The following is a 20,876-nucleotide window of genomic DNA, read 5'->3' on the forward strand; positions in this document are numbered from 1 at the left end:
ATAGAATTATGTCTACTGAAGAATTACAGTATGTCTTGGCGTTACAACACATTAAAAATCTGGGAGATACCCTTTCGAAAAAATTAATCAGGCATTTTGGATCGGCAAAAAAATGTGTTAGAGCAAAAGAAACAAACTTTACTTAAAATTGACGGAATTGGAGTTTCTCGCTTAAAAGATTTTTTTGATGCTTCTCACCTAAAGGCAGCAGAGCAGGAGCTAAATTTTATTGAAAAGAACAATATTGAAACGCTTTATTTTAAGGATGAAAACTATCCTGAAAAATTAAAACATTGTATAGACGGCCCGTTATTGTTGTTCCAACGTGGAAATATCAACTTAAAGAATCAAAGAATAATTAGTGTGGTGGGAACCCGTAAGATTACACAAAGCGGGATCGCATTTTGTGAAAAATTCATCGAAGAATTGAGTCCGTTAAACCCGGTAATCGTTTCGGGTTTTGCTTATGGAGTGGATATTGCCGCCCAAAAGGCAGCCATTGCTAATAATTTACAAACAATTGGTTGTTTGGCGCTTGAGTTTGATCAGATTTACCCTAGAGTGCATCATAAATATGTAGCTTCGGTAGAAGAAAACGGCGGTTTTTTTACCGATTTTTGGAGTAGTGATAACTTCGACAGGAATAATTTCTTAAAGCGAAACAGAATAATCGCAGGTTTAAGCGAAGCAACCGTGGTTATAGAAAGTGCCGAAAAAGGTGGCTCACTGGTTACTGCAGATATTGCGAATTCTTATAACCGGGAAGTTTTCGCGGTGCCGGGAAGACCTTCAGATAAATTGAGTAAAGGCTGCAATAATTTAATAAAATCCCAAAGAGCGCAGTTATTAAATTCTGCGGCAGATTTGGTTTATCTCTTAAACTGGCAACCAGAGAAAGAGACAAAAGCCGTTCAAAAACAGCTTTTTGTAGACATGGATGATGAAGAAAATAGCGTATTTGCATTTTTACAAAAAGAAGGGAAAGCTCAGTTAGATAGCATTGCACTAAACTGTAACTTTCCCTCATATAAAACTGCGGGTATTTTAATTAATATGGAATTAAAAGGCGTGGTACGCCCCTTACCCGGTAAACTATTTGAATTAATTTAGTAACCCACTTTTGTTCGTACTCTTTTTATAACTTCATTGGCTACATTTCTCGCTTTTCCAGCACCAACTTCCAAAGCTTTATCTAATTCAGCCAGATTATTCATATAATAATCATATTTTTTTCTGGGTTCTTCAAACTGTTCTAAAAGTACTTCGTATAAAGCCTGTTTGGCGTGTCCGTAACCAAATCCGCCGGCCTCGTAGTTCTTTCGCATTTCAGCGATTTGTTCTTCAGAAGCTACTAATTTGTATAATGCAAAAACATTGCAGGTATCAGGATTTTTAGGTTCTTCTAAAGGAGTACTATCGGTAGCGATGGCCATTATTTGTTTCCGAAGCTTTTTATCGGTTACAAATAAATTTATGGTATTACCTTTAGATTTACTCATTTTAGCACCATCCGTGCCCGGAACATACATCGTATTTTCCTGGACTTTCGCTTCAGGAATTACAAAAGTTTCGCCCATTTTTGAATGAAAACGGGAAGCCACATCTCGCGTAATTTCCAAATGCTGAAGCTGGTCTTTTCCTACCGGCACAATTTCGGCATCGTAAAGTAAAATATCTGCGGCCATTAGCATTGGGTACGTGAAAAGCCCCGCGTTTACATCTTCTAATCTATCAGATTTATCTTTAAAAGAATGCGCTAAGGTTAGGCGTTGAAAAGGAAAAAAACAGCTTAAATACCAGGAAAGCTCTGCCGTTTGCGGAATATCACTTTGGCGGTAAAAAACCGTTTTTTCAATATCTATACCGCAAGCCAGCCAGGTTGCGGCCACAGAGTAAGTGTTGTTTCTTAAGGTTTCGGCATCTTTTATTTGGGTTAACGAATGCATATCTGCAATAAAAATAAAAGAATCGTTATCGGGTTTATTGGCCATTTCTATAGCCGGTAAAATTGCTCCCAATAAATTTCCCAAGTGTGGAGTTCCTGTACTTTGTACTCCTGTAAGAATTCTGGACATCTGCTTTTTCTGTTTTCTGCAAAGGTACTTTTTTTGCCGAATTCCCTCGGTTCAATTTAGTACTTTTGGTTTCTATGAACATGCTACGCACAATACTTACTATTTTATGGAGAATTTGGTTTTATATTCTTCTTGTATTACCAATTTTAGTAATGTTTCCCGTGCTTGTAATTTTCTCTTCTTCTGAAAGGCTTTATCCTAAATATTATGTTTGCGCTCGTATTTGGGCAAAATGTATCTTATACGGAATGGGTTTTTATCCTGAAATTACCAGAATGCAACAGCTTGACCCCAGGAAGAATTATATGTTGGTTGCCAACCACACTTCTATGATAGATATTATGATGATGCTGGTTATTATTAAGCAACCATTCATTTTTGTGGGGAAACGAGAGCTGGCAAAGATTCCTGTTTTTGGCTTTTTCTACCGAAAAACAAATATTACCGTAGATAGAAATTGCGCTAAAAGCAAACAGAACGTAGTTACTGAGGCTCGCAGAAGATTAGATATGGGTGAAAGCATTTGCATTTTCCCTGAAGGAGGCGTGCCAGCAGATAGATCGCTGGTTTTAGATACTTTTAAAGATGGAGCATTTAGACTGGCAATTGCGCATCATATTCCTATTGTGCCCATTACTTTTTACGATAATAAAAAGCGTTTTTCGTATAAATTTATATCGGGATCGCCGGGGAAGCTTAGAGTGAAAATCCACCAATTTATTAATACCGAAGGAATGGAGCCTGGAGATAGAAGGGAATTAAGAAATAAAACCCGGCAGGTAATATTTGAAGAGCTTTCTAAAGATTTAAAGAATGAAAATCCTTCAGAATAAAACTTCTGAAGGATTCCACTCACTACATAGGTGTTAAAAACTAAAACTTATTCCAGAATATACGCCAAAGTAAAATGGGCGTACGCCGGGAGCATCATCAAAAGTATTAAGTTGATATTTAAAAATAGGTTCTACATTCAACTTAAAACTATCGGTTAATTTGTAATCTAATCCTACACCAACATTAGTGGTAAAACTTACTTTATTAATATTGTTGGCTTCACCAATCCTGGTATTTTGATTATTGGTATTTACCTGTATGCTGTTTTCGTCTAAAAACAAGCTGCTTCCTCCCGCTATTAAGTTAAGCCCAAATTTACTGTCCAGTAAGCTGTATTCAATTTCTAACGGAACTTCAATAAAACCAAATTGCTGATTTATCTCACCGGGTAATGCCATATTATTGACAGATGTAAAGTTAGAATTGTCCCTATCACTATGGCCTGGTAAACCGCTTGGTGCCGCATTCTCTAACTGCACATTATTTCCCCCAGACTCATAATTTATAGAACTAATGGTATTTGGATTTATGGAGGCAGAAAACACGATATCTTCTACATTATAACTCATCGCAACTTTAGAAATTCCGCTTCTTATTTTAATTTTTTCTGAAATAGCATAAGCTAAATTCATCCCGTAAGCCATACTTACCTGCGAGCTGGTGTTATTGCCGGCAAATTGCGGATCTATTGCATTCCCACTGCCGATATTATCGTAAAAAACAGGAGCCGCAAAAGTGCTTAAGCGTAGTTTCTTTTTAGAAGCCTCTGCAATTAATTCTTCTTCTTTATCAAGGTTTTTTTCTTCTTCAATTTGGGCTAATTGCTCTGCAACTTCCAGGCTATCTTTAAGGGAAATTACTTCTTCTTTTTCAGTATTTTCATCACTGTTTTCGGCAATTGCTTCAGGCTGTTCGTTTTTTGAATTTGGATTGATGAAATCCTGATTTTTATAATTTTCTTCTTCGGAACCTTGATGATCTTCTCCCGCTATTGCTGAATTTTGCTCATTTAATTTCTCTGCAGTATTTCCTGAATTTTCTTCTTCAGCTGAATCATTAGAGGTTTTTGTTGCTTCTGAATTAGTATTTTCTGAAGCTAAAGCCGAATTGTTATTAGCTGATGAGGTGTTGGCACCTTCAGAAGTGGAAAAAGTAGCTTCATTAACATTTTTAAGAATTTCTGAAGCATTTACAAACTGTTCATTTTTATTGATTTCGGGTAAATTTATTTGGGGTTTTGCAGTTTCTTCTACTTCAAAAACTACTTCGGTATTGGTAAAATTATTCTGACTAAAAAAATAGCCGCCAAGCATTAATGCTAAAACCGCGGCCACACCGCCAACTTTAAACCATAACGGAATTATAAAAGGCTTTTTCTTATCTTTCTCCTGCAGTTTGCCGGCAATATTATCCCATAACTCAGGTCGTGGTTCGGGGGCAAAATCCCTGAACTTTTCCTGGTAGAGCCGGTCTATGTTCTTTCTTTCTTTCATAGTGATTGCACCTTATTATCGTTGAGGTGGTTTTCTATTTTTTCTTTCAAAATATTCCTGGCGCGGGCCAAATTAGATTTTGAACTTCCAACACTTATGTTTAGCATTTCGGCAATTTCTTTGTGAGAAAAACCGTCTAACGCATAGAGGTTAAAAATTTGTCGGTAACGTTCAGGTAATTCCTGAATGCTTTCTAATAGAAAATCAGTAGTAATTTCATCGTCATCAATTTCCACAACCGGATCTTCCAGGAGGTTTTCATTAATGATTTCAAAATATTTTTCTTTTCGGTGCTTTTGTAGGGTGGTATTTATCACAATTCGTTTCATCCAGCCTTCAAAAGATCCTTTATCTTCATATTGATCTATTTTATTGAATATAGTAATGAAACCATCCTGCAGGTTGTCTTGGGCCTGCTGGTAGTTATTAGAATATTTAAGGCACAGGCCAAAAAGTTTACCGGAGTACATACGGTAAAGCTTTTCCTGTGCCCTAATATCCTGTTTTTTACACTGAAGTATGAGTTTTTCTAAACTCACTCACTTAGATTGTTATTCGTTAGTATTCTCTTCTGGAGTTTCCGGCTCAGGCTCTCCTACCGGTACATCAATAATTAAAAATTCCCCATCTTCATTTTCATCAACTCCGGTAAGGAACTTAAACTGGTAATTATTGTAGTTTTCGCTGCTTATTGATATTTCCCGAATTGATTTTGTCTGGCTTAACTCTCCTTCTTCATCACATTCTGTTAAGTTAGCATCATAAGAAGTTATTGCAGCAATTTCTATAACATAAGTAGAGTCATTTTCTTCATCTGCATATTCATTAAAATCAAATGTAGCAAAAGTGTGACATGCATTTGGCAATTCGTAGGTTATGTCTAACTCATAAACTTCACCAGTTTCAAAAAAATCAGGTAAATCTGCTTCGGTAATTTCTGCAAAGGCATAATTTACATTAGGACCGTCATCATCACTACTACAGCTGTAAAGACTTAGGGCTAAAATCATTAATAAGGCAATTCTTTTCATTTTAAATTATTTATTTTAGGGTTATCTATTTCATAGATGCAGAACTAATGAAAAGGTTGCGTCCAGAACCAAAAAAATCCCTCTTTTTAAGGGATTTTTAAGATTCAATTATTATTTGCTTTTAAAAATACAAAAAGCTAAGTGAGCTTAATAGCTGATACTAAGCTTCTTTGGCTACTTTTATAGCATTTTTAATTTTTTCTTCAAGCTCTTCCATTAAATCTGGATTGTCTTTCAATAAGATTTTTACCGCATCACGACCCTGACCTAATTTTGTGTCTTCGTAGCTAAACCATGAACCGCTTTTCTTCACGATCTCATAATCTACCCCAATATCTATAATTTCACCAATTTTAGAGATTCCTTCGCCATACATAATGTCGAATTCAGCCATTTTAAAAGGTGGAGCCACTTTGTTTTTTACAACTTTTACCCGGGTTTTATTACCCATTACATTGCTATTGCTGTCTTTTATTTGCGTAGAACGTCTAATATCTAATCGAACCGAAGCATAAAATTTAAGGGCATTACCACCGGTAGTGGTTTCAGGATTTCCAAACATTACCCCAATCTTTTCCCTAAGCTGGTTAATAAAGATTACGGTACAATTGGTTTTACTAATAGAAGAGGTAAGTTTTCTAAGGGCCTGAGACATTAAACGGGCGTGCAATCCCATTTTAGAATCTCCCATTTCCCCTTCAATTTCACTTTTAGGAGTAAGTGCTGCAACCGAATCTATCACAATAATATCTATAGCTCCAGACCGAATTAAATTATCGGTAATCTCTAGAGCCTGCTCCCCGTTATCGGGTTGAGAAATAATTAGGTTTTCTATATCTACGCCAAGTTTTTCAGCATAAAAACGGTCAAAAGCATGTTCTGCATCAATAAAAGCCGCAATACCTCCTTTTTGTTGTGCCTCGGCAATGGCGTGTAAAGTTAAAGTGGTTTTACCCGAAGATTCCGGTCCATAAATTTCAATAACCCTTCCTCTTGGATATCCGCCTACACCCATAGCCAGGTCTAAGCCTAAAGAACCCGTAGAGATCGCATCTACATCAGATATGGCCTGGTCACTCATCTTCATAACGGTACCCTTTCCATAGGTTTTATCCATTTTGTCCAGGGTAAGCTTTAAGGCCTTTAATTTTGCTTCTTTTTCTTTATCGTTGCTCATAATTTGAATAATCTATTTAGAGAGTTGCTAAATTACTATAAGTTTTCCTTCATCACAATTTTATATGGGCAGCTTTTGTATATTTACTGTCTAACCTGAGGTTTAAAGCATATTTGAATTTGTAGAAAATGTTTTAAATCTCGATTTTCGAGTGAAAATTTAAAATTAACCCTGCCTATGAGATTTTTGAAAAAAAGTCTGATTATGCCTAGTGGTTGTAGTACTTCAGCAATTATTTTGTTGAACGTAAGTTGCCGGGTTGATGGTGGCTAGAATCTAAAAATCTAATTTATGAAACAAAGTAAAAAAGATTACAAACCGAATTAGCCACACAAAAAATGCCCTGGGAAATGACTTTTCAGGGCATTTTTTCTTCCTTCAATTTTAAGTATCTTTGCAAAAAATATCTTTAACCTTAACTAATTAGTATAGCATGCAACTGTACAATAAATTAAGCGCTAAAGAGAGGGAAGCACTTATAGACGAAGCGGGAGAAGACCGTTTAACGCTCTCTTTTTATGCCTACGCCAAAATTGGCAATCCACATTTATTTAGAAATCACCTTTTTATTGCCTGGGACCAAATGGATGTGCTTGGCCGTATTTATGTAGCCCACGAAGGGATTAACGCCCAACTCTCAGTTCCTGCAACACGTTTTGAAGAATTTAAAGAGTTTATAGATAATATCTACTTTTTGGAAGGTGTTAGGCTGAATATCGCCATAGAACACGATGCAAAAGCCTTTTTAAAACTGAAAGTAAAAGTGCGTAAAAAGATAGTTGCAGACGGATTGAACGACGCGACTTTTGATGTAACCAATAAAGGAGTTCATGTTGATGCTTTAAAATTCAACGAACTTATTAGCGATCCCAACACTGTTTTGGTAGATATGCGAAATCATTATGAAAGTGAAATTGGTCATTTTCAAGGAGCAATTACTCCAGATGTAGATACTTTTAGAGATTCTTTGCCCATTATTGAAAATGATCTAAAAGAACATAAAGAAGATAAAAACCTGGTAATGTACTGCACCGGCGGAATTCGTTGTGAAAAGGCTAGCGCATATTATAAACACAAAGGTTTTAAAAATGTGTATCAGTTGGAAGGTGGTATTATTGAATATGCCCGCCAGGTTGAAAACCAAAAACTGGAAAATAAATTTATAGGAAAAAACTTCGTTTTTGATCATCGCCGCGCCGAGCAGATTTCAGAAGAAGTAATTGCGCACTGCCACCAGTGTGGAAAACCTTGCGATAAGCACGTGAACTGTGTAAATGAAGCCTGTCATTTACTTTTTATTCAGTGTGAAGAATGTGCAGAGAAAATGAATAATTGCTGTTCTAAAGATTGTATGGAAATTGCCGCTTTACCTTATGAGGAACAAAAAGCTTTGCGAAAAGGAAAAGGCAACAGTAATAAAATATTTAAAAAAGGACGTTCAGAGGTTTTAAAATATAAAAGTTAACAAAGCGTTCTAAAAAGAGAGTGCCAATTAATATTGGTATATTTACTCGATAATCGAGATTTAATTGTACTGAGATTTGTCTCTAGTGAATTAATAAATTTTCGTTTCATAACTTGTGGGATTGCCCCAAGGCTCTTGATTAGAAACTCAATATAAACCCAAAAAGTCTGCAAAGCAATTTGCAAGACTTACAACATATAAATATTTATGGCTTGTAGCAGTTGCTCAACCAAAGACGGTCAGCCAAAAGGATGTAAAAACAACGGAACCTGTGGTACAGATTCCTGTAATAAACTTTCTGTATTCGATTGGCTTTCAAATATGTCTATGCCTAATGGTGTAGAACCTTTTAATTATGTAGAAGTTCGTTTTAAAAACGGAAGGAAACATTTTTTTAAAAATACCGAAAACCTAAGCCTAAGTATGGGCGATGTAGTAGCTGTAGAAGCTTCTCCCGGCCACGATGTGGGTATGGTAAGCCTTACCGGAGAATTGGTTAGGGTACAAATGAAAAAGAAAAAAGTAAAAACCGATAGCGAAGAAGTTTTAAAGATTTACCGAAAAGCCACCCAAAAAGATATTGACGTTTGGGAGGAAGTGCGTGGTAGAGAAGAAGCGATAAAGAAAAGAGCCCGAGAAATCGCAATTCGCCTTAATCTTAGTATGAAGATTAGCGATATTGAGTTTCAGGGAGATGCTTCAAAAGCAACTTTTTATTATACAGCAGATGATCGCGTAGATTTCCGTCAGTTAATTAAAGAGTTTGCGAGAGAATTCAATACCCGTATAGAAATGCGGCAAATTGGGTTGCGCCAGGAAGCTGCACGCCTTGGCGGAATTGGCTCTTGTGGGCGTGAACTTTGTTGTTCTACCTGGCTTACAGATTTTAGATCGGTAAGTACTTCAGCAGCGAGATATCAGCAATTATCTTTAAATCCCCAAAAATTAGCGGGACAATGCGGAAAGCTAAAATGCTGTCTTAACTATGAGCTTGATTCTTACCTGGAAGCTTTAAAAACCTTTCCACGAACCGATACCAAGCTTTTTACCAAAAAAGGGACGGCTGTTTGTCAAAAAATAGACATTTTTAAAGGAGTGTTGTGGTATGCCTATGAAGGCGAATGGATGAACTGGCATCAATTAACCGCAGAGCAGGCTAATAAAATAATTGCAGCTAATAGAAAGAAAGAAGACGTTGGCAGCCTGGAAGAGTTTGAAGTTCAGCTTCAGTTAGAAGAAAAACGAGATTTCAATAATGTGGTGGGGCAGGATAGCTTAACCCGTTTTGATAAACCTAAAGGTCAACAGAAAAAACACAAGTCAAAGAAACGGAGAAAACGTAAAGGAAAACCTTCGAATAATGCGTAAAGCTGCAGTTTTTTCAATTTTTATTGGTCTTTTTACCTTAATAGTTTCCTGTGATGAAAAACGGGTTTATGATGAGTATAAGCCCATACAGGGAGGATGGGAAAGAGATTCTACTTTAGTCTTTAATTTAGGCGAGCTTGATTCTTTGCAAAATTATAACCTATTTATAAACGTTAGAAATAATAAAGATTATAATTACAGAAACCTGTTTTTAATAACCGAAATGCGATTTCCACAGGGGAAAGTGGTAACCGATACCCTTGAATATGAAATGGCGGCGCCAAATGGAAGTTGGCTTGGTACGGGTTTTGGTGATGTAAAAGAAAGTAAGCTGTGGTATAAAGAAAATGTGAGTTTTACTGAACCCGGCGAATATAAAATTGCCATTAAACAGGCAATGCGTAAAAACGACCAGGTGGAAGGAATAAAAAATTTAGAAGGAATTACCCACATAGGTTTTAGAATAGAAGAAAACCTACAATAATTTTTGAATAAATGGCCGCAACAAAAAAGAAGCAGCAAAAGTCTAAAACCAGCAAAAGATCTTATATAATTGGTTTTTGGACGATTTTTGGCATTGGTTTATTAGCTGTAGTTTTAATTTTCTTACTGGCCGGTTGGGGCGCATTTGGTAAGATGCCAGATTTTGAAGAGCTGGAAAATCCTGAAACCAATCTCGCAACCGAAATTTTCTCATCAGATGGGGAAACTTTAGGGAAATATTACAGTGAAAACCGAACTCCTATAAAGTATGACGATCTTCCCGATCATCTTATTGAAGCCCTTGTAGCTACTGAAGACGAGCGGTTTTACAAACACGCCGGGATAGACCCAAAAGGAACCCTTAGAGCTGCTTTTTACCTGGGAACCCGTGGTGGTGCCAGTACCATAACCCAACAACTTTCTAAACTTTTGTTTACCGAGCAGGTTTCAAACAATCCTTTTGCCCGGATTTTACAAAAAGTTAAAGAATGGAATATTGCTACCCAGCTGGAAAGGCAATACACAAAAGAAGAAATTATTACCATGTATTTTAATAAATACGATTTTGTGTACCAGGCAGTAGGAATTCGTTCGGCTTCAAAAATTTACTTTGGGAAAGAAGCCAAAAACCTTAATATAGAAGAATCGGCAGTTTTGGTGGCGATGTTAAAAAATGCCGCTTTGTATAACCCGGTTCGTAGACCCGAATTGGTAAAACAACGCCGTAACCAGGTTTTTGTTCAAATGAATAAAAACGGATATCTCTCTGAACAAGAAAAAGATTCACTTCAGAAGCTACCTTTAAACCTTGATTTCTCTCCCGAAGGTCACGACGAAGGGATGGCAACATATTTCCGCGTTTACCTACAAGGATTTATGAAAGATTGGATTCAAAAAAATCCAAAGCCAGATGAAAGTGAATATAGTCTCTACCGGGACGGATTAAAAATTTATACCAGCATAGATTCTAAAATGCAGCAATATGCTGAGACTGCGGTAGAAAAGCATATTTCCCACCTTCAGAAAGAATTTGACAGGCAGAATAAAAATAACAAGACTGCTCCGTTTCGGGATATAGATCAGGGACAGGTTGATGGTATTGTGAAAAGTGCAATGCGCCGGTCTGTACGATGGAAAGAAATGAAAGACCAGGGAAAATCTGAAGAAGATATTTTAGCTTCTTTTGATAAAGAAACTAAAATGCGGGTGTTCTCCTGGGATGGAATAAAAGACACTATTATGACGCCTAAGGATTCTATCTTTTATTATAAAGGATTCTTACAGGCAGGTCTTATGTCTATGACGCCTCAAACCGGCGAAGTTAGAGCCTGGGTTGGTGGTACCAACTTTAAACATTTTAAATACGATCACGTAAAACAGGGAAAACGCCAAGTTGGCTCTACCTTTAAGCCTTTTGTTTATGCTACAGCTATAGATCAGTTAAAGCTTTCTCCTTGTGATGTTATGCCTAAAAACAGGTTTACTATTGAGGCGGGGAAATATGGAAATATTAAAGATTGGACACCTTCAAATGCTAATGGAGAATATGAAGGGATGATAAGCTTAAAAAATGCGCTTGCCCAATCTGTGAATACAGTAACTGCAAGATTAATAGACAAAACAGGTCCGGGACCGGTCATAGACTTAGTAAAAAAATTAGGAGTTGATACTGAAAACTTTTCCGAAGGCCCTGCGATTGCTTTGGGAACGGAAGATATGAGCCTTTTCGAGATGGTTTCAGCATATAGCACTTTTGTAAATGAAGGGGTATATGTTAAACCGGTAATTGTAAACCGTATTGAAGATAAAAATGGAACGGTTCTTTACCAGCACGTACCAGAAACCCGTGATGTTTTAAATAAAGAAGCGGCTTACGTGACGGTAAATATTCTGGAGGGGGTAACTCAATACGGATCTGGGGTTCGCTTACGCGGAACTTACGCTAAAGATTTTGATCATTACAAACGCGGGGTAACCGGCTATCCTTACGATTTTAAAAATCCTATTGCCGGTAAAACCGGAACTACCCAAAACCAAAGTGATGGCTGGTTTATGGGAATGGTTCCTAATCTTGTAACCGGCGTTTGGGTTGGTGCCGAAGATAGAGCGGTGCATTTTCCAAATTTAACATACGGGCAGGGCGCTACTATGGCTTTACCTATTTGGGGAATGTATATGAAAGATCTTTATGCCGATGAAGCACTGGATATTTCAAAGGATGCTTTTCCCAGACCAGATAATCTCTCTATTGAAATAAATTGTGACGAGTATAATCAGGAAAGTGATTCTGAGAATAATAGTGTTCCAGATGAACTTGACTTTTAGGATTTAGCAAAAATTCAGCTTTATTTTTCAGGAAAATATAATCTACAAGCCTAAAAGCATTGTAACAGCATTTTTATTTTCGTATTTTTCGGTAAAATTAAATACCGATGATTAGAAAAACTGTAGCAAATGTAGAAGATGCTTTGCAGGGCGTAGAAGATGGTATGACCTTTATGCTTGGTGGTTTTGGCCTTAGTGGGATTCCAGAAAATGCCATTTCAGAATTAGTACGTCTTAACGTAAAAAATCTTACCTGCATTTCCAATAACGCCGGGGTAGACGACTTTGGCCTCGGACTTTTACTTCAAAAGAAACAAATAGATAAAATGGTTTCTTCCTATGTGGGAGAAAACGACGAGTTTGAGCGCCAAATGCTTAGCGAAGAGCTGGAGGTAGAGCTTATTCCGCAGGGAACATTAGCAGCACGTTGCCAGGCAGCCCAACAAGGGTATCCTGCAATGTACACGCCTGCCGGTTATGGTACCGAAGTTTCCCAGTTTAAGGAAACCCGTGAGTTTGATGGGAAAATGTATGTATTAGAAAAAGCTTTTAAAGCAGACTTTGCTTTTGTGAAAGCCTGGAAAGGCGATAAAGCCGGAAACCTTATTTTTAAAGGAACAGCCCGTAATTTTAATCCGCTAATGTGTGGTGCGGCGAAAGTAACCGTTGTTGAGGTGGAAGAACTGGTTGAACCGGGAGAATTAGACCCAAACCAGATTCATATTCCAGGGATTTTTGTACAACGCATTTTTGAAGGAAAAAATTACGAAAAGCGAATTGAGAAAAGAACAGTTCGAAAAGTAAGTTAAAGGTTAATGGTTAAAAGTGACCATTGAACAAATAACTGATTAACGAATATTTGATAAACGATGATTTGAAGATTTGAAAACGTGGTAATTTGAGAATCATTCATTTTTCAGTAGTGATTTTAGAGTCTTTTCGAATCTGTTTTTTTGAAAAAATATAGATTTCCGCCTTCGCGGAAATGACAAAATTAGAATTATGTTAGACAAAGAAGGAATAGCAAAACGTATTGCCAAAGAGGTGAAAGACGGGTATTATGTGAATTTGGGAATTGGAATTCCTACCCTCGTAGCCAATTTTGTACGCGATGATATAGAAGTAGAATTTCAGAGTGAAAACGGAATTTTAGGAATGGGACCATTTCCATTGGAAGGAGAAGAAGACGCCGATCTTATTAATGCTGGAAAACAAACCATAACTGCACTTCCCGGTGCGAGTTTCTTTGATTCCGCAATGAGCTTCGGGATGATTCGCGGGCAGCACGTAGATCTTACTATTTTAGGAGCTATGGAAGTTGCCGAAAACGGTGATATCGCCAACTGGAAAATACCGGGGAAAATGGTAAAAGGTATGGGCGGCGCCATGGATCTTGTAGCCAGTGCTGAAAATATTATCGTAGCGATGATGCATACCAACAAAGCGGGAGATTCTAAATTGCTTAAAAAATGTTCGCTGCCTTTAACCGGCGTAGCCTGTGTAACTAAAATTGTAACTAACCTTGCGGTTATTGAAGTTACTAAAGATGGTTTTAAATTGCTGGAAAGAGCCCCCGGAGTAAGTGTAGAGGAGATTCAAAAGGCTACAGAAGGAAAGTTACTTTTAGAAGGTGATATTCCTGAAATGCAGTTATAAAAAAAATCCGGCAGTAACTCCAAATTACTGCCGGAAAATATTTCTGTTTTAATTCACATTAGGTGAGTGAAGTAGATTCTGCTTCAAGATTAACGAGAAAGTCTATAGCTTCTCCCTGCGAAATAATTTTTCCACGGGTATTGGCTTGAGAAAAATAGTCGTACCAGCCTACTTTCTTTAAGTTTTCCTCTAAAGTCTCCACATTATCTAAAGAAGGCATTTTCCAAACCGTAACGTAGCGATATTGACTTCGGTAATGCGTGTGCTCGTCGTTTAGAGCCCAACCAAGATTTTCTACTCCATTTTCTTTTAAACCGGTAATTCTATCCTGCATATTTTCCATGAGCTCCCGCCTTTTATCTTTAGACAGGTCTATCCACTTCCCGGTTACATTCCACATTTCAATATACAAATACATAATTGTTGGTTTTATTGGTTATAACCTAAAGTTAGTAATAAAATGATAGTTAAATCTTTAGGGAAGGTTAAAATGCTTTATTGCTGATAAAACTCATATTTAAAAATATATTCTTAAACGCTTACAACTTCAGAAGCTTCCAGCAATTTTTCCTGCCTAAGTTTTAAAATAACCTGTGCAATGGCAAGTACATCTTTTTCGCAGTAGTTTATAATTCTATCTAGGTCTTTATCATTGTAGAACACATTTCTAACATCATTACCCGAAATATCATCTTTTGGCGATGGGATTTTTAAAACACTGGTGAGTAATTTTAGCGAAGTAAAATGTTTATAATCTCCAAACTTCCATAGTTCCAGCGTATCCAGGTGTGGAACTTCCTAGGGTTTTTTACCAAATAAATTGAGTTTTAAAGGAAGCGCCAGATCGTGAATTAACATTCGGCGGGCTATGAAGGGGAAATCGAATTCTTTACCGTTGTGCGCGCAGAGCAAGTGATGCGGTTTTGAAAAATGTTCTTGTAATAAATTAGCAAATTCCTGTAACAGGTTTTTTTCTTCATCTCTAAAAGTGGTGAGTCTAAAAGTTCTTTCCCCATTTTTAAAGCTGAAAAAACCAACAGAGATACACACAATCTTACCGAATTCTGCCCAAATCCCGGCCCGATCATAAAACTGTTCTGCAGTAAATTCATCTTTACGCTGGTATTGGGTTTTCTCTTCCCAAAGCAATTTTTTGTCTTCAGAAAGTTGACCGTGATTTTCAAATTCGGGCACGGTTTCAATATCGAGAAGTAGAATATTCTCCAGCTTAATTGTTTGCAGCATCGTTTAGCATTTTATAAGTCTCATCAATATACTTATAGAAATCGGGCGCGTGTTCTTCGTTTTCGTCTTTTTTAATAAGGTTTTCCCCCAATCTTACAATAATCAAATCGTCGTCGGGGATTACAATCACATATTGCCCGCGAATGCCGCGCATATAAAAAATATCTTTTTCTTTATAATCACTCAGCCAAAACCCATAGCCATATTGCGGGCTTTCTTCAAAACGCGGTTCGGTAGATCGTACTACAAATTCTGAATCCAGGATTTGTTTTCCGTTCCATTTTCCTTTGTTCTTGTAGAGTTTGCCAAATCTTGCAAAATCGCGGGCATTGGAGGCAATACAGCAATAAGCTTTTTCCATTCCGCTTTCTTCGCTGTCTAATTGCCAAAGCGCATCTTCTTGCATTCCCAGTGGTTTCCAGAAACTTTTACTTAAATATTCTGAAAGATTTTCTCCCGTGGCTTTTTCTATAACCATCCCAAGGAGAATAGTGTTTCCGCTAAGGTATTTAAAGCTTTCTCCCGGGGTTTCGGTAACTTGAAGACGCAAAACCAATTCCCGAATGTTTTCATCAAAATAAGCTCTGGCAGTCATCCCAAAAGGATTATAGTAATTCTCGTTCCAGTTTAACCCGGAAGCCATGGAAGCCAAATCCCCAACTTTTAATTCTTCTTTAAACTGCGGAAAAAAATTGGAAACGGGTTGTTCTAAACTGGTAATATGGCCATCCTTAATTGCTTTTCCCAGCATTGCCGAAACAATACTTTTAGCCATAGAAAACGAATTGGTCTTAGAATTGGGGCCATATTCCTGGTAATATTCTTCAAACCAAATACTATCATTTTGTATGATTAAAAAAGCCGCAGTTTCCAGTTCTTCGTTTAATTCGGTAAGATCATCAGTAGGCGCGGCAGTGTTATAATTTGAATGTTTGGGCCAGGTATCCACTTCAGTTCCCGCTTCAATAAGTCGGTTCTCAAAATGCGGATAATCATCTATAAATGCTGTTTTTTCTCCCTGGAAATAAGTGGCCTGCATTCCGCGAAAAATATATCCGAAATCGAAAATAATAAGAATAATAACAGCGATTAGAAGTACAAAAATTACGGTTCCGGAAATTTTTAAAAATCTAATCATACAGCTGAAAGTTTAGAACATTGAGATTTGCGAAGTATTATTTTCGTGGTTTAAAAGCCATTGTTTTCTATGTAAGCCGCCGGCGTAACCGGTTAAAGATCCATTACTGCCAATTACACGATGACATGGAATTACCACCCAAAGCGGATTTTTCCCGTTTGCCGACGCAACTGCCCGTATGGCTTTTTCATCACCTAATTTTCGGGAAAGTTCCAGGTAACTGCAGGTTTTTCCAAACGGAATTTCACTTAAAGCTTTCCATACTTTTTGCTGAAAATCGGTACCCTTAGGGTTAAGTCTTAAATTGAATTCCTCTAAATTTCCTTTAAAATATTTATTTAATTGTTCTGCAGCCGACTGAAGAAAATCGGGGATTTCTTTTGAAGACGGTATTTCTTCATCCAAAATCTGAATTGCCGAAATCCCGGCTTCGTCGCCCCTAATTTTGGCTGTCCCGAGGGGTGTTTTCAGAAATATCTGGTTTTGGTGACTCCTCATTTTCTTCATTATCTTTTCTTTGAATTAACCCAAGGCGTTTTGCGCGTTTTTCCCAGTTCTGGCGGGCCAGCATCTGCATATCTTCAATACTGTCGCTCTCGTCCATAATTTCAAGGCCCAGCAAGGTTTCTATTATGTCTTCCATAGTTACTAAACCTACGGTATTTCCGTATTCGTCTACAATCATGGAAATATGCCCTCTTTTCTTAACAAAATTCTCAAAAAGCTCTGGAATTGGAGTGTCTTCAGAACTCATAAAAATTTCCCTTTTTAGCTTGCTTAGCGGTTCAGGGCCTTTGTCGTCTATCATTTCCTCCAACACATCATCTTTCAAAATAAAACCGGTAACATTATTAGTTTTATTCTTATAAACGGGAATTCGGGAGAATTTAAGGTTTTTATGGGTTCGGTGAAATTCTTCAATACTGGTATCTTCATCTTCAATAATGGCAACGGAATAAGGCGTCATTACATCTTTTGCTTTAACCGATCTAAACACGAGAAGGTTTTTTATAACCGTGGTTTCACTTTCATCAAAAACGCCTTCTTCTTCGGCAGCATCTGTAATTGCTGCGAATTCTTCTCTGTTCATAGAAGAAACGTGGGCCGATTTTCCTATTAATTTAGTAGTAAGCATCATAAGCCAAAGTATACCGGTATACTTCAGCGGGAAAATCATTATTTTAAGGGTTTTTGCAGTAAAATTTCCCAGGGCCTGCCAGTAGGTGGCACCTATGGTCTTTGGAATAATTTCGGAAAGAACTAAAATAGCCAGCGTCATAATCGCCGAAACAATTCCCACAGCATTCCCTCCATCTCCGTAAATTTTTTCGGCCTGAACACCTACTAAAATAGCTCCAACTGTATGCGCAATGGTATTTACGGTTAAAATGGCTATTAGCGGTTTGTCTATATCCTGTTTAAAGTTTGCAAGTGTTGTGGCGTATGCTTTCCCCTCCTTGTTTTTTATTTTGATGTAGGAAGGAGTTACACTCAATAAAGCTGCTTCCAAAATAGAACACATAAAAGAAAAGAAAATGGAAAGAGTAGCGTATAAAATGAGTAATCCCATATTGGTTTTTAGTTGTTTGAAATACTAATTTAAAGATAATTCTAACAATCCGTCGCAAAGAAATGGTAAAACCTAAAAAATAACCCCACCGGTTAGGGATGGGGCAGTTAAAATAGAATGTAATGGGATTTAAGCAGAAAGTTTTTCGCTAATTATTCGGTTCCATTTTTGCGCTATAACCAGCCTTTCTGAAGCATTATTACTAGAGTTATCATCTTCATCATAAAAAATAATTTCGGTAAGTTTTTTATTATTTCTGTTTTCAGAAAGGTCCAGGCTAATCCTTTTTATTAGCTCGGGTTTATCTGGAAATGGGTGTGAACTTACCTTAGCATTTTTTATATAACTAAGGTTCAATACCTGGTGTTGCATATTGTTGGTAGGCTCTATAACCAGTAATTTTTTAGCCTTGCTGTCTAATCCCAAAAGTAAAGTAGCCGAAATTTCTATCGTATCGGTGTTTAAATTGTTTTTTATACTTAATTCTTTAAGGTTTTTAAGCCTGTTTTTTTCTTTGGTGTTTTGTTGCCAGATTAAGAATAATATTGGCAGCACAAACACAGCTAAAAGCCCAAGGCCTATTAGCGTAGATGCGGTATCCATTTTTTTAAATTTTTAAGGTGAAATTATTGTTGTGCTTTTTAAAGCTTATAGTTTTTTCAATAAAAACTCTATTTCACCAGAAAAAATGGAAGGGATAAATATGTTGAAGTATTAATTGCCGCCGATCTAAAAAGCTAAAAATTGAAGTTTTTCCAATCGGGATTAGGAATTCTTCCTTTGAAGAATATGCAGAAACTAAGTAACCCGCAAAGCCGGGAAAATTTTCTTCTGAAGTAATATGTTCAGAAAAAATTATTTCAGAAAATATTACTGCCTGCTGATTTTGGTCAGCCTGCAGGTAATCATAATTTCGGGAATCAAGATTATGAGCAGGAAAACCAGAAAAAGCGAAGCCCTGTCCTGAAAAGGACATAAAAAATATGGCAAACAGCGCATATAAAGTTTTTAAATTTTTCTGGTTTTTCACCCTGTAAATGTATATAAAAACCTAATTGGTTATCGCTAAATTTTAGTTATAAAATTAGGAAATCAATTTTACCGCATCTTTAGCAAAATAGCTGGCAATCACAGAAGCACCGGCTCGTTTTATGGCAGTTAATTGTTCTAGAACTACAGCATCGTGGTCTAACCAGCCTTTTTCGGCTGCAGCTTTAATCATCGCATATTCGCCGCTAACCTGGTACACCGCCACGGGAACATCCACAGCATTTCTAATATCACGAACAATATCTAAATAGCACAAGCCCGGTTTTACCATCACAATATCTGCGCCTTCCTCAATATCCATAAGGGTTTCTTTAACCGCTTCTTCGCGATTTGCAGGATCCATCTGGTAGGTTTTTTTATCCTTCGGAATATTTTCGGCATCAACAGGTGCAGAATCCAAAGCATCCCGGAAAGGCCCATAAAACGCTGAAGCGTATTTCGCGCTATAACTCATAATTCCGGTTTCGTGAAAACCTTCATCTTCCAATAGACTGCGCATTTCAAAAATTCGGCCGTCCATCATATCACTTGGAGCAAGAATATCGGCGCCTGCTTTAGCGTGAGAAAGTCCCATTTCAGCTAAAATAGCGGTAGTATCGTCATTGATTACTTTTCCATCGACAATCACGCCATCGTGTCCATAAGCAGAATATGGATCTAGCGCAACATCGGTCATAACCAGCATTTCGGGAACTACATTTTTTACTGTTTTAATAGCACGTTGCATTAGTCCGTCAGCATTTAAAGCTTCCGTTCCGGCATTGTCTTTTAAATTATCAGGAACTTTTACAAAAAGCAAAACCGATTTTATTCCTAAACTCCTGAGCTCTTTAACTTCCTTTTCCAGCAAGTCAAGACTAAACCTAAAATAATTAGGCATAGAAGTGATTTCTTCCTTCTTGTTTTTTCCTTCAACCACAAAAAGTGGCGCGATAAAATCGTTTGGAGTTATTGCGGTTTCCCTAACTAAGCTTCTCATCGCTTCGCTGGTTCTTAACCTTCTATTTCTTCTTAGTGGATACATAATGTCAGTTTTCGGTTCTCAGTAAATCAGTTTTCAGTTAAACCCAGGATTTCGGTTTTTCCAAAACTTTTAATATTTTCTCTTCTTCGCTGCCGGGTTCAGGATGATGGTCGTAAACCCACTGTACATGGGGAGGCAAACTCATTAAAATACTTTCTATCCTTCCATTGGTTTTTAAACCGAAAAGCGTGCCTTTATCGTGTACTAAATTGAATTCCACATACCGGCCACGCCTTATTTCCTGCCAATTCCGATTTGCTTCAGAATATGATAACTTTTTACGTTTTTCAACAATTGGGACATAAGCTTCCAGGAAACTATCCCCAACTTCGGTTACAAAACTATACCAGTCTTCAATACTTTTTTCTTCGGAAGCTTTTAAATAATCAAAGAACAATCCTCCAATTCCTCGGGCTTCGTTTCGGTGGGAATTCCAGAAGTACTCATCACATTTTTTCTTGTATTCCGGGTAAAATTCCGGGGAGTGTTTATCACAGGCTTCTTTTGAAACCTTATGAAAATGTTCGGCATCTTCTTCAAAAAGATAATAAGGCGTAAGGTCCTGCCCGCCGCCAAACCACTGGTCTAAAACATTTCCTTCTTTATCATACATTTCAAAATAGCGCCAATTAGCGTGCACTGTGGGTACCATTGGGTTTTTTGGATGAATCACCAAACTGAGTCCGCAGGCAAAAAAGTCTACATCGCCAACTTTAAAATATTTTTGCATTGCCGGCGCTAAAGGCCCGTGTACTGCTGAAATATTTACGCCGCCTTTTTCAAAAACAGCACCGTTTTCTATAACCCGGGTTCTGCCGCCACCACCTTCTTCTCGTTCCCAAAGGTCTTGTTGAAATTTGGCGGAACCATCTATTTCTTCCAGTTGTTCACAAATGCGATCCTGTAAATCTTCAATATATTTATAAAATTCCGCTCTCATTT

Annotated in this window: 20 protein-coding genes and 2 pseudogenes; 8 read left to right on the plus strand and 14 right to left on the minus strand. The window is 37.4% G+C overall.

Features of this window, described 5'->3' with window-relative positions; all coding sequences use genetic code 11:
• The first annotated feature begins 8 nt into the window (after positions 1–8).
• Positions 9–1,110 (plus strand): annotated as a pseudogene (dprA, locus tag AO058_RS04760) (DNA-processing protein DprA).
• On the opposite strand, the gene trpS reads toward dprA, so the two are convergent.
• Positions 1,107–2,075, minus strand: coding sequence for a tryptophan--tRNA ligase (trpS, locus tag AO058_RS04765; protein WP_075325480.1), 969 nt, complete (start codon positions 2,073–2,075; stop codon positions 1,107–1,109). The pseudogene dprA and the gene trpS overlap by 4 nt on opposite strands.
• Before the next feature lie 152 nt (positions 2,076–2,227).
• On the opposite strand from trpS, the gene AO058_RS04770 reads away from it, so the two are divergent.
• A complete protein-coding gene (locus tag AO058_RS04770; protein WP_335740075.1) occupies positions 2,228–2,908 on the plus strand; it encodes a lysophospholipid acyltransferase family protein in 681 nt (226 codons plus the stop codon).
• Between the two features lie 33 nt (positions 2,909–2,941).
• Here the strand turns inward: AO058_RS04770 and AO058_RS04775 are convergent, their stop codons facing one another.
• The 4 genes from AO058_RS04775 to recA form a co-directional block, all read right to left on the minus strand.
• Complete coding sequence (locus tag AO058_RS04775; RefSeq protein ID WP_075325482.1) at positions 2,942–4,402, minus strand: hypothetical protein; 1,461 nt, start codon at positions 4,400–4,402, stop codon at positions 2,942–2,944.
• Positions 4,399–4,941 (minus strand): RNA polymerase sigma factor, encoded by a 543-nt coding sequence (locus tag AO058_RS04780; RefSeq protein ID WP_075325483.1) that lies wholly within the window; start codon positions 4,939–4,941, stop codon positions 4,399–4,401. Before AO058_RS04780 ends, AO058_RS04775 begins: the two co-directional genes overlap by 4 nt.
• A gap of 12 nt (positions 4,942–4,953) precedes the next feature.
• Positions 4,954–5,433 (minus strand): hypothetical protein, encoded by a 480-nt coding sequence (locus AO058_RS04785; RefSeq protein WP_075325484.1) that lies wholly within the window; start codon positions 5,431–5,433, stop codon positions 4,954–4,956.
• 160 nt (positions 5,434–5,593) lie between these two features.
• On the minus strand, positions 5,594–6,610 hold the full coding sequence (gene recA / locus AO058_RS04790) for a recombinase RecA (RefSeq protein ID WP_075325485.1): 1,017 nt from the start codon (positions 6,608–6,610) through the stop codon (positions 5,594–5,596).
• 433 nt (positions 6,611–7,043) lie between these two features.
• Here recA and trhO point away from each other — a divergent pair, with 433 nt between their 5' ends.
• From trhO to AO058_RS04820, 6 genes are all read left to right on the plus strand, one after another.
• Complete coding sequence (trhO, locus tag AO058_RS04795; protein WP_075325486.1) at positions 7,044–8,075, plus strand: oxygen-dependent tRNA uridine(34) hydroxylase TrhO; 1,032 nt, start codon at positions 7,044–7,046, stop codon at positions 8,073–8,075.
• A gap of 207 nt (positions 8,076–8,282) precedes the next feature.
• The gene (locus tag AO058_RS04800; RefSeq protein WP_075325487.1) at positions 8,283–9,443 is read left to right on the plus strand and encodes a PSP1 domain-containing protein; all 1,161 of its coding nucleotides are present in this window, start codon (positions 8,283–8,285) and stop codon (positions 9,441–9,443) included.
• Positions 9,436–9,927 carry a gliding motility lipoprotein GldH gene (locus AO058_RS04805; protein ID WP_075325488.1) on the plus strand — a complete coding sequence of 164 codons (492 nt, stop codon included), beginning with the start codon at positions 9,436–9,438 and terminating at the stop codon, positions 9,925–9,927. Before AO058_RS04800 ends, AO058_RS04805 begins: the two co-directional genes overlap by 8 nt.
• A gap of 11 nt (positions 9,928–9,938) precedes the next feature.
• The gene (locus tag AO058_RS04810) at positions 9,939–12,251 is read left to right on the plus strand and encodes a penicillin-binding protein 1A (protein ID WP_075325489.1); all 2,313 of its coding nucleotides are present in this window, start codon (positions 9,939–9,941) and stop codon (positions 12,249–12,251) included.
• A gap of 107 nt (positions 12,252–12,358) precedes the next feature.
• Positions 12,359–13,060 carry a CoA transferase subunit A gene (locus AO058_RS04815; protein WP_075325490.1) on the plus strand — a complete coding sequence of 234 codons (702 nt, stop codon included), beginning with the start codon at positions 12,359–12,361 and terminating at the stop codon, positions 13,058–13,060.
• 193 nt (positions 13,061–13,253) lie between these two features.
• A complete protein-coding gene (locus tag AO058_RS04820) occupies positions 13,254–13,907 on the plus strand; it encodes a CoA transferase subunit B (RefSeq protein ID WP_075325491.1) in 654 nt (217 codons plus the stop codon).
• A 58-nt stretch (positions 13,908–13,965) separates the two neighbouring features.
• Here the strand turns inward: AO058_RS04820 and AO058_RS04825 are convergent, their stop codons facing one another.
• The 9 genes and pseudogenes from AO058_RS04825 to hemF all read right to left on the minus strand — a co-directional run bounded on the left by AO058_RS04825 (position 13,966) and on the right by hemF (position 20,874).
• Positions 13,966–14,325 carry a DUF6616 family protein gene (locus tag AO058_RS04825; RefSeq protein ID WP_075325492.1) on the minus strand — a complete coding sequence of 120 codons (360 nt, stop codon included), beginning with the start codon at positions 14,323–14,325 and terminating at the stop codon, positions 13,966–13,968.
• A gap of 113 nt (positions 14,326–14,438) precedes the next feature.
• Positions 14,439–15,152 (minus strand): annotated as a pseudogene (locus AO058_RS04830) (3'-5' exonuclease).
• A complete protein-coding gene (locus AO058_RS04835) occupies positions 15,136–16,290 on the minus strand; it encodes a serine hydrolase domain-containing protein (protein ID WP_075325493.1) in 1,155 nt (384 codons plus the stop codon). Before AO058_RS04835 ends, AO058_RS04830 begins: the two are co-directional and overlap by 17 nt.
• A gap of 12 nt (positions 16,291–16,302) precedes the next feature.
• Positions 16,303–16,788, minus strand: a complete 486-nt coding sequence (locus tag AO058_RS04840; RefSeq protein WP_075325494.1) for a methylated-DNA--[protein]-cysteine S-methyltransferase — start codon at positions 16,786–16,788, stop codon at positions 16,303–16,305.
• Positions 16,730–17,860 carry a CNNM domain-containing protein gene (locus tag AO058_RS04845; protein WP_075325495.1) on the minus strand — a complete coding sequence of 377 codons (1,131 nt, stop codon included), beginning with the start codon at positions 17,858–17,860 and terminating at the stop codon, positions 16,730–16,732. Before AO058_RS04845 ends, AO058_RS04840 begins: the two co-directional genes overlap by 59 nt.
• Before the next feature lie 129 nt (positions 17,861–17,989).
• Complete coding sequence (locus AO058_RS04850) at positions 17,990–18,463, minus strand: hypothetical protein (protein ID WP_075325496.1); 474 nt, start codon at positions 18,461–18,463, stop codon at positions 17,990–17,992.
• A 73-nt stretch (positions 18,464–18,536) separates the two neighbouring features.
• Positions 18,537–18,890 (minus strand): hypothetical protein, encoded by a 354-nt coding sequence (locus AO058_RS04855; protein WP_075325497.1) that lies wholly within the window; start codon positions 18,888–18,890, stop codon positions 18,537–18,539.
• A gap of 54 nt (positions 18,891–18,944) precedes the next feature.
• Positions 18,945–19,934 (minus strand): porphobilinogen synthase, encoded by a 990-nt coding sequence (gene hemB / locus AO058_RS04860; protein WP_075325498.1) that lies wholly within the window; start codon positions 19,932–19,934, stop codon positions 18,945–18,947.
• 37 nt (positions 19,935–19,971) lie between these two features.
• Complete coding sequence (hemF, locus tag AO058_RS04865; protein ID WP_075325499.1) at positions 19,972–20,874, minus strand: oxygen-dependent coproporphyrinogen oxidase; 903 nt, start codon at positions 20,872–20,874, stop codon at positions 19,972–19,974.
• Positions 20,875–20,876: the final 2 nt, after the last annotated feature.

The sequence above is a fragment of the Salegentibacter sp. T436 genome (assembly GCF_001932675.1).
Taxonomy (GTDB): Bacteria; Bacteroidota; Bacteroidia; order Flavobacteriales; family Flavobacteriaceae; genus Salegentibacter; species Salegentibacter agarivorans.

What these genes read in the sequence shown, in the direction of transcription:
- trpS (WP_075325480.1), bottom strand. Translation starts at nt 2,075, where the DNA reads ATGTCCAGAATTCTTACAGGAGTACAAAGTACAGGAACTCCACACTTG.
- AO058_RS04770 (WP_335740075.1), top strand. Translation starts at nt 2,228, where the DNA reads ATGTTTCCCGTGCTTGTAATTTTCTCTTCTTCTGAAAGGCTTTATCCT.
- AO058_RS04775 (WP_075325482.1), bottom strand. Translation starts at nt 4,402, where the DNA reads ATGAAAGAAAGAAAGAACATAGACCGGCTCTACCAGGAAAAGTTCAGG.
- AO058_RS04785 (WP_075325484.1), bottom strand. Translation starts at nt 5,433, where the DNA reads ATGAAAAGAATTGCCTTATTAATGATTTTAGCCCTAAGTCTTTACAGC.
- recA (WP_075325485.1), bottom strand. Translation starts at nt 6,610, where the DNA reads ATGAGCAACGATAAAGAAAAAGAAGCAAAATTAAAGGCCTTAAAGCTT.
- trhO (WP_075325486.1), top strand. Translation starts at nt 7,044, where the DNA reads ATGCAACTGTACAATAAATTAAGCGCTAAAGAGAGGGAAGCACTTATA.
- AO058_RS04800 (WP_075325487.1), top strand. Translation starts at nt 8,283, where the DNA reads ATGGCTTGTAGCAGTTGCTCAACCAAAGACGGTCAGCCAAAAGGATGT.
- AO058_RS04805 (WP_075325488.1), top strand. Translation starts at nt 9,436, where the DNA reads ATGCGTAAAGCTGCAGTTTTTTCAATTTTTATTGGTCTTTTTACCTTA.
- AO058_RS04810 (WP_075325489.1), top strand. Translation starts at nt 9,939, where the DNA reads ATGGCCGCAACAAAAAAGAAGCAGCAAAAGTCTAAAACCAGCAAAAGA.
- AO058_RS04815 (WP_075325490.1), top strand. Translation starts at nt 12,359, where the DNA reads ATGATTAGAAAAACTGTAGCAAATGTAGAAGATGCTTTGCAGGGCGTA.
- AO058_RS04820 (WP_075325491.1), top strand. Translation starts at nt 13,254, where the DNA reads ATGTTAGACAAAGAAGGAATAGCAAAACGTATTGCCAAAGAGGTGAAA.
- AO058_RS04825 (WP_075325492.1), bottom strand. Translation starts at nt 14,325, where the DNA reads ATGTATTTGTATATTGAAATGTGGAATGTAACCGGGAAGTGGATAGAC.
- AO058_RS04835 (WP_075325493.1), bottom strand. Translation starts at nt 16,290, where the DNA reads ATGATTAGATTTTTAAAAATTTCCGGAACCGTAATTTTTGTACTTCTA.
- AO058_RS04840 (WP_075325494.1), bottom strand. Translation starts at nt 16,788, where the DNA reads ATGAGGAGTCACCAAAACCAGATATTTCTGAAAACACCCCTCGGGACA.
- AO058_RS04845 (WP_075325495.1), bottom strand. Translation starts at nt 17,860, where the DNA reads ATGGGATTACTCATTTTATACGCTACTCTTTCCATTTTCTTTTCTTTT.
- AO058_RS04850 (WP_075325496.1), bottom strand. Translation starts at nt 18,463, where the DNA reads ATGGATACCGCATCTACGCTAATAGGCCTTGGGCTTTTAGCTGTGTTT.
- hemB (WP_075325498.1), bottom strand. Translation starts at nt 19,934, where the DNA reads ATGTATCCACTAAGAAGAAATAGAAGGTTAAGAACCAGCGAAGCGATG.
- hemF (WP_075325499.1), bottom strand. Translation starts at nt 20,874, where the DNA reads ATGAGAGCGGAATTTTATAAATATATTGAAGATTTACAGGATCGCATT.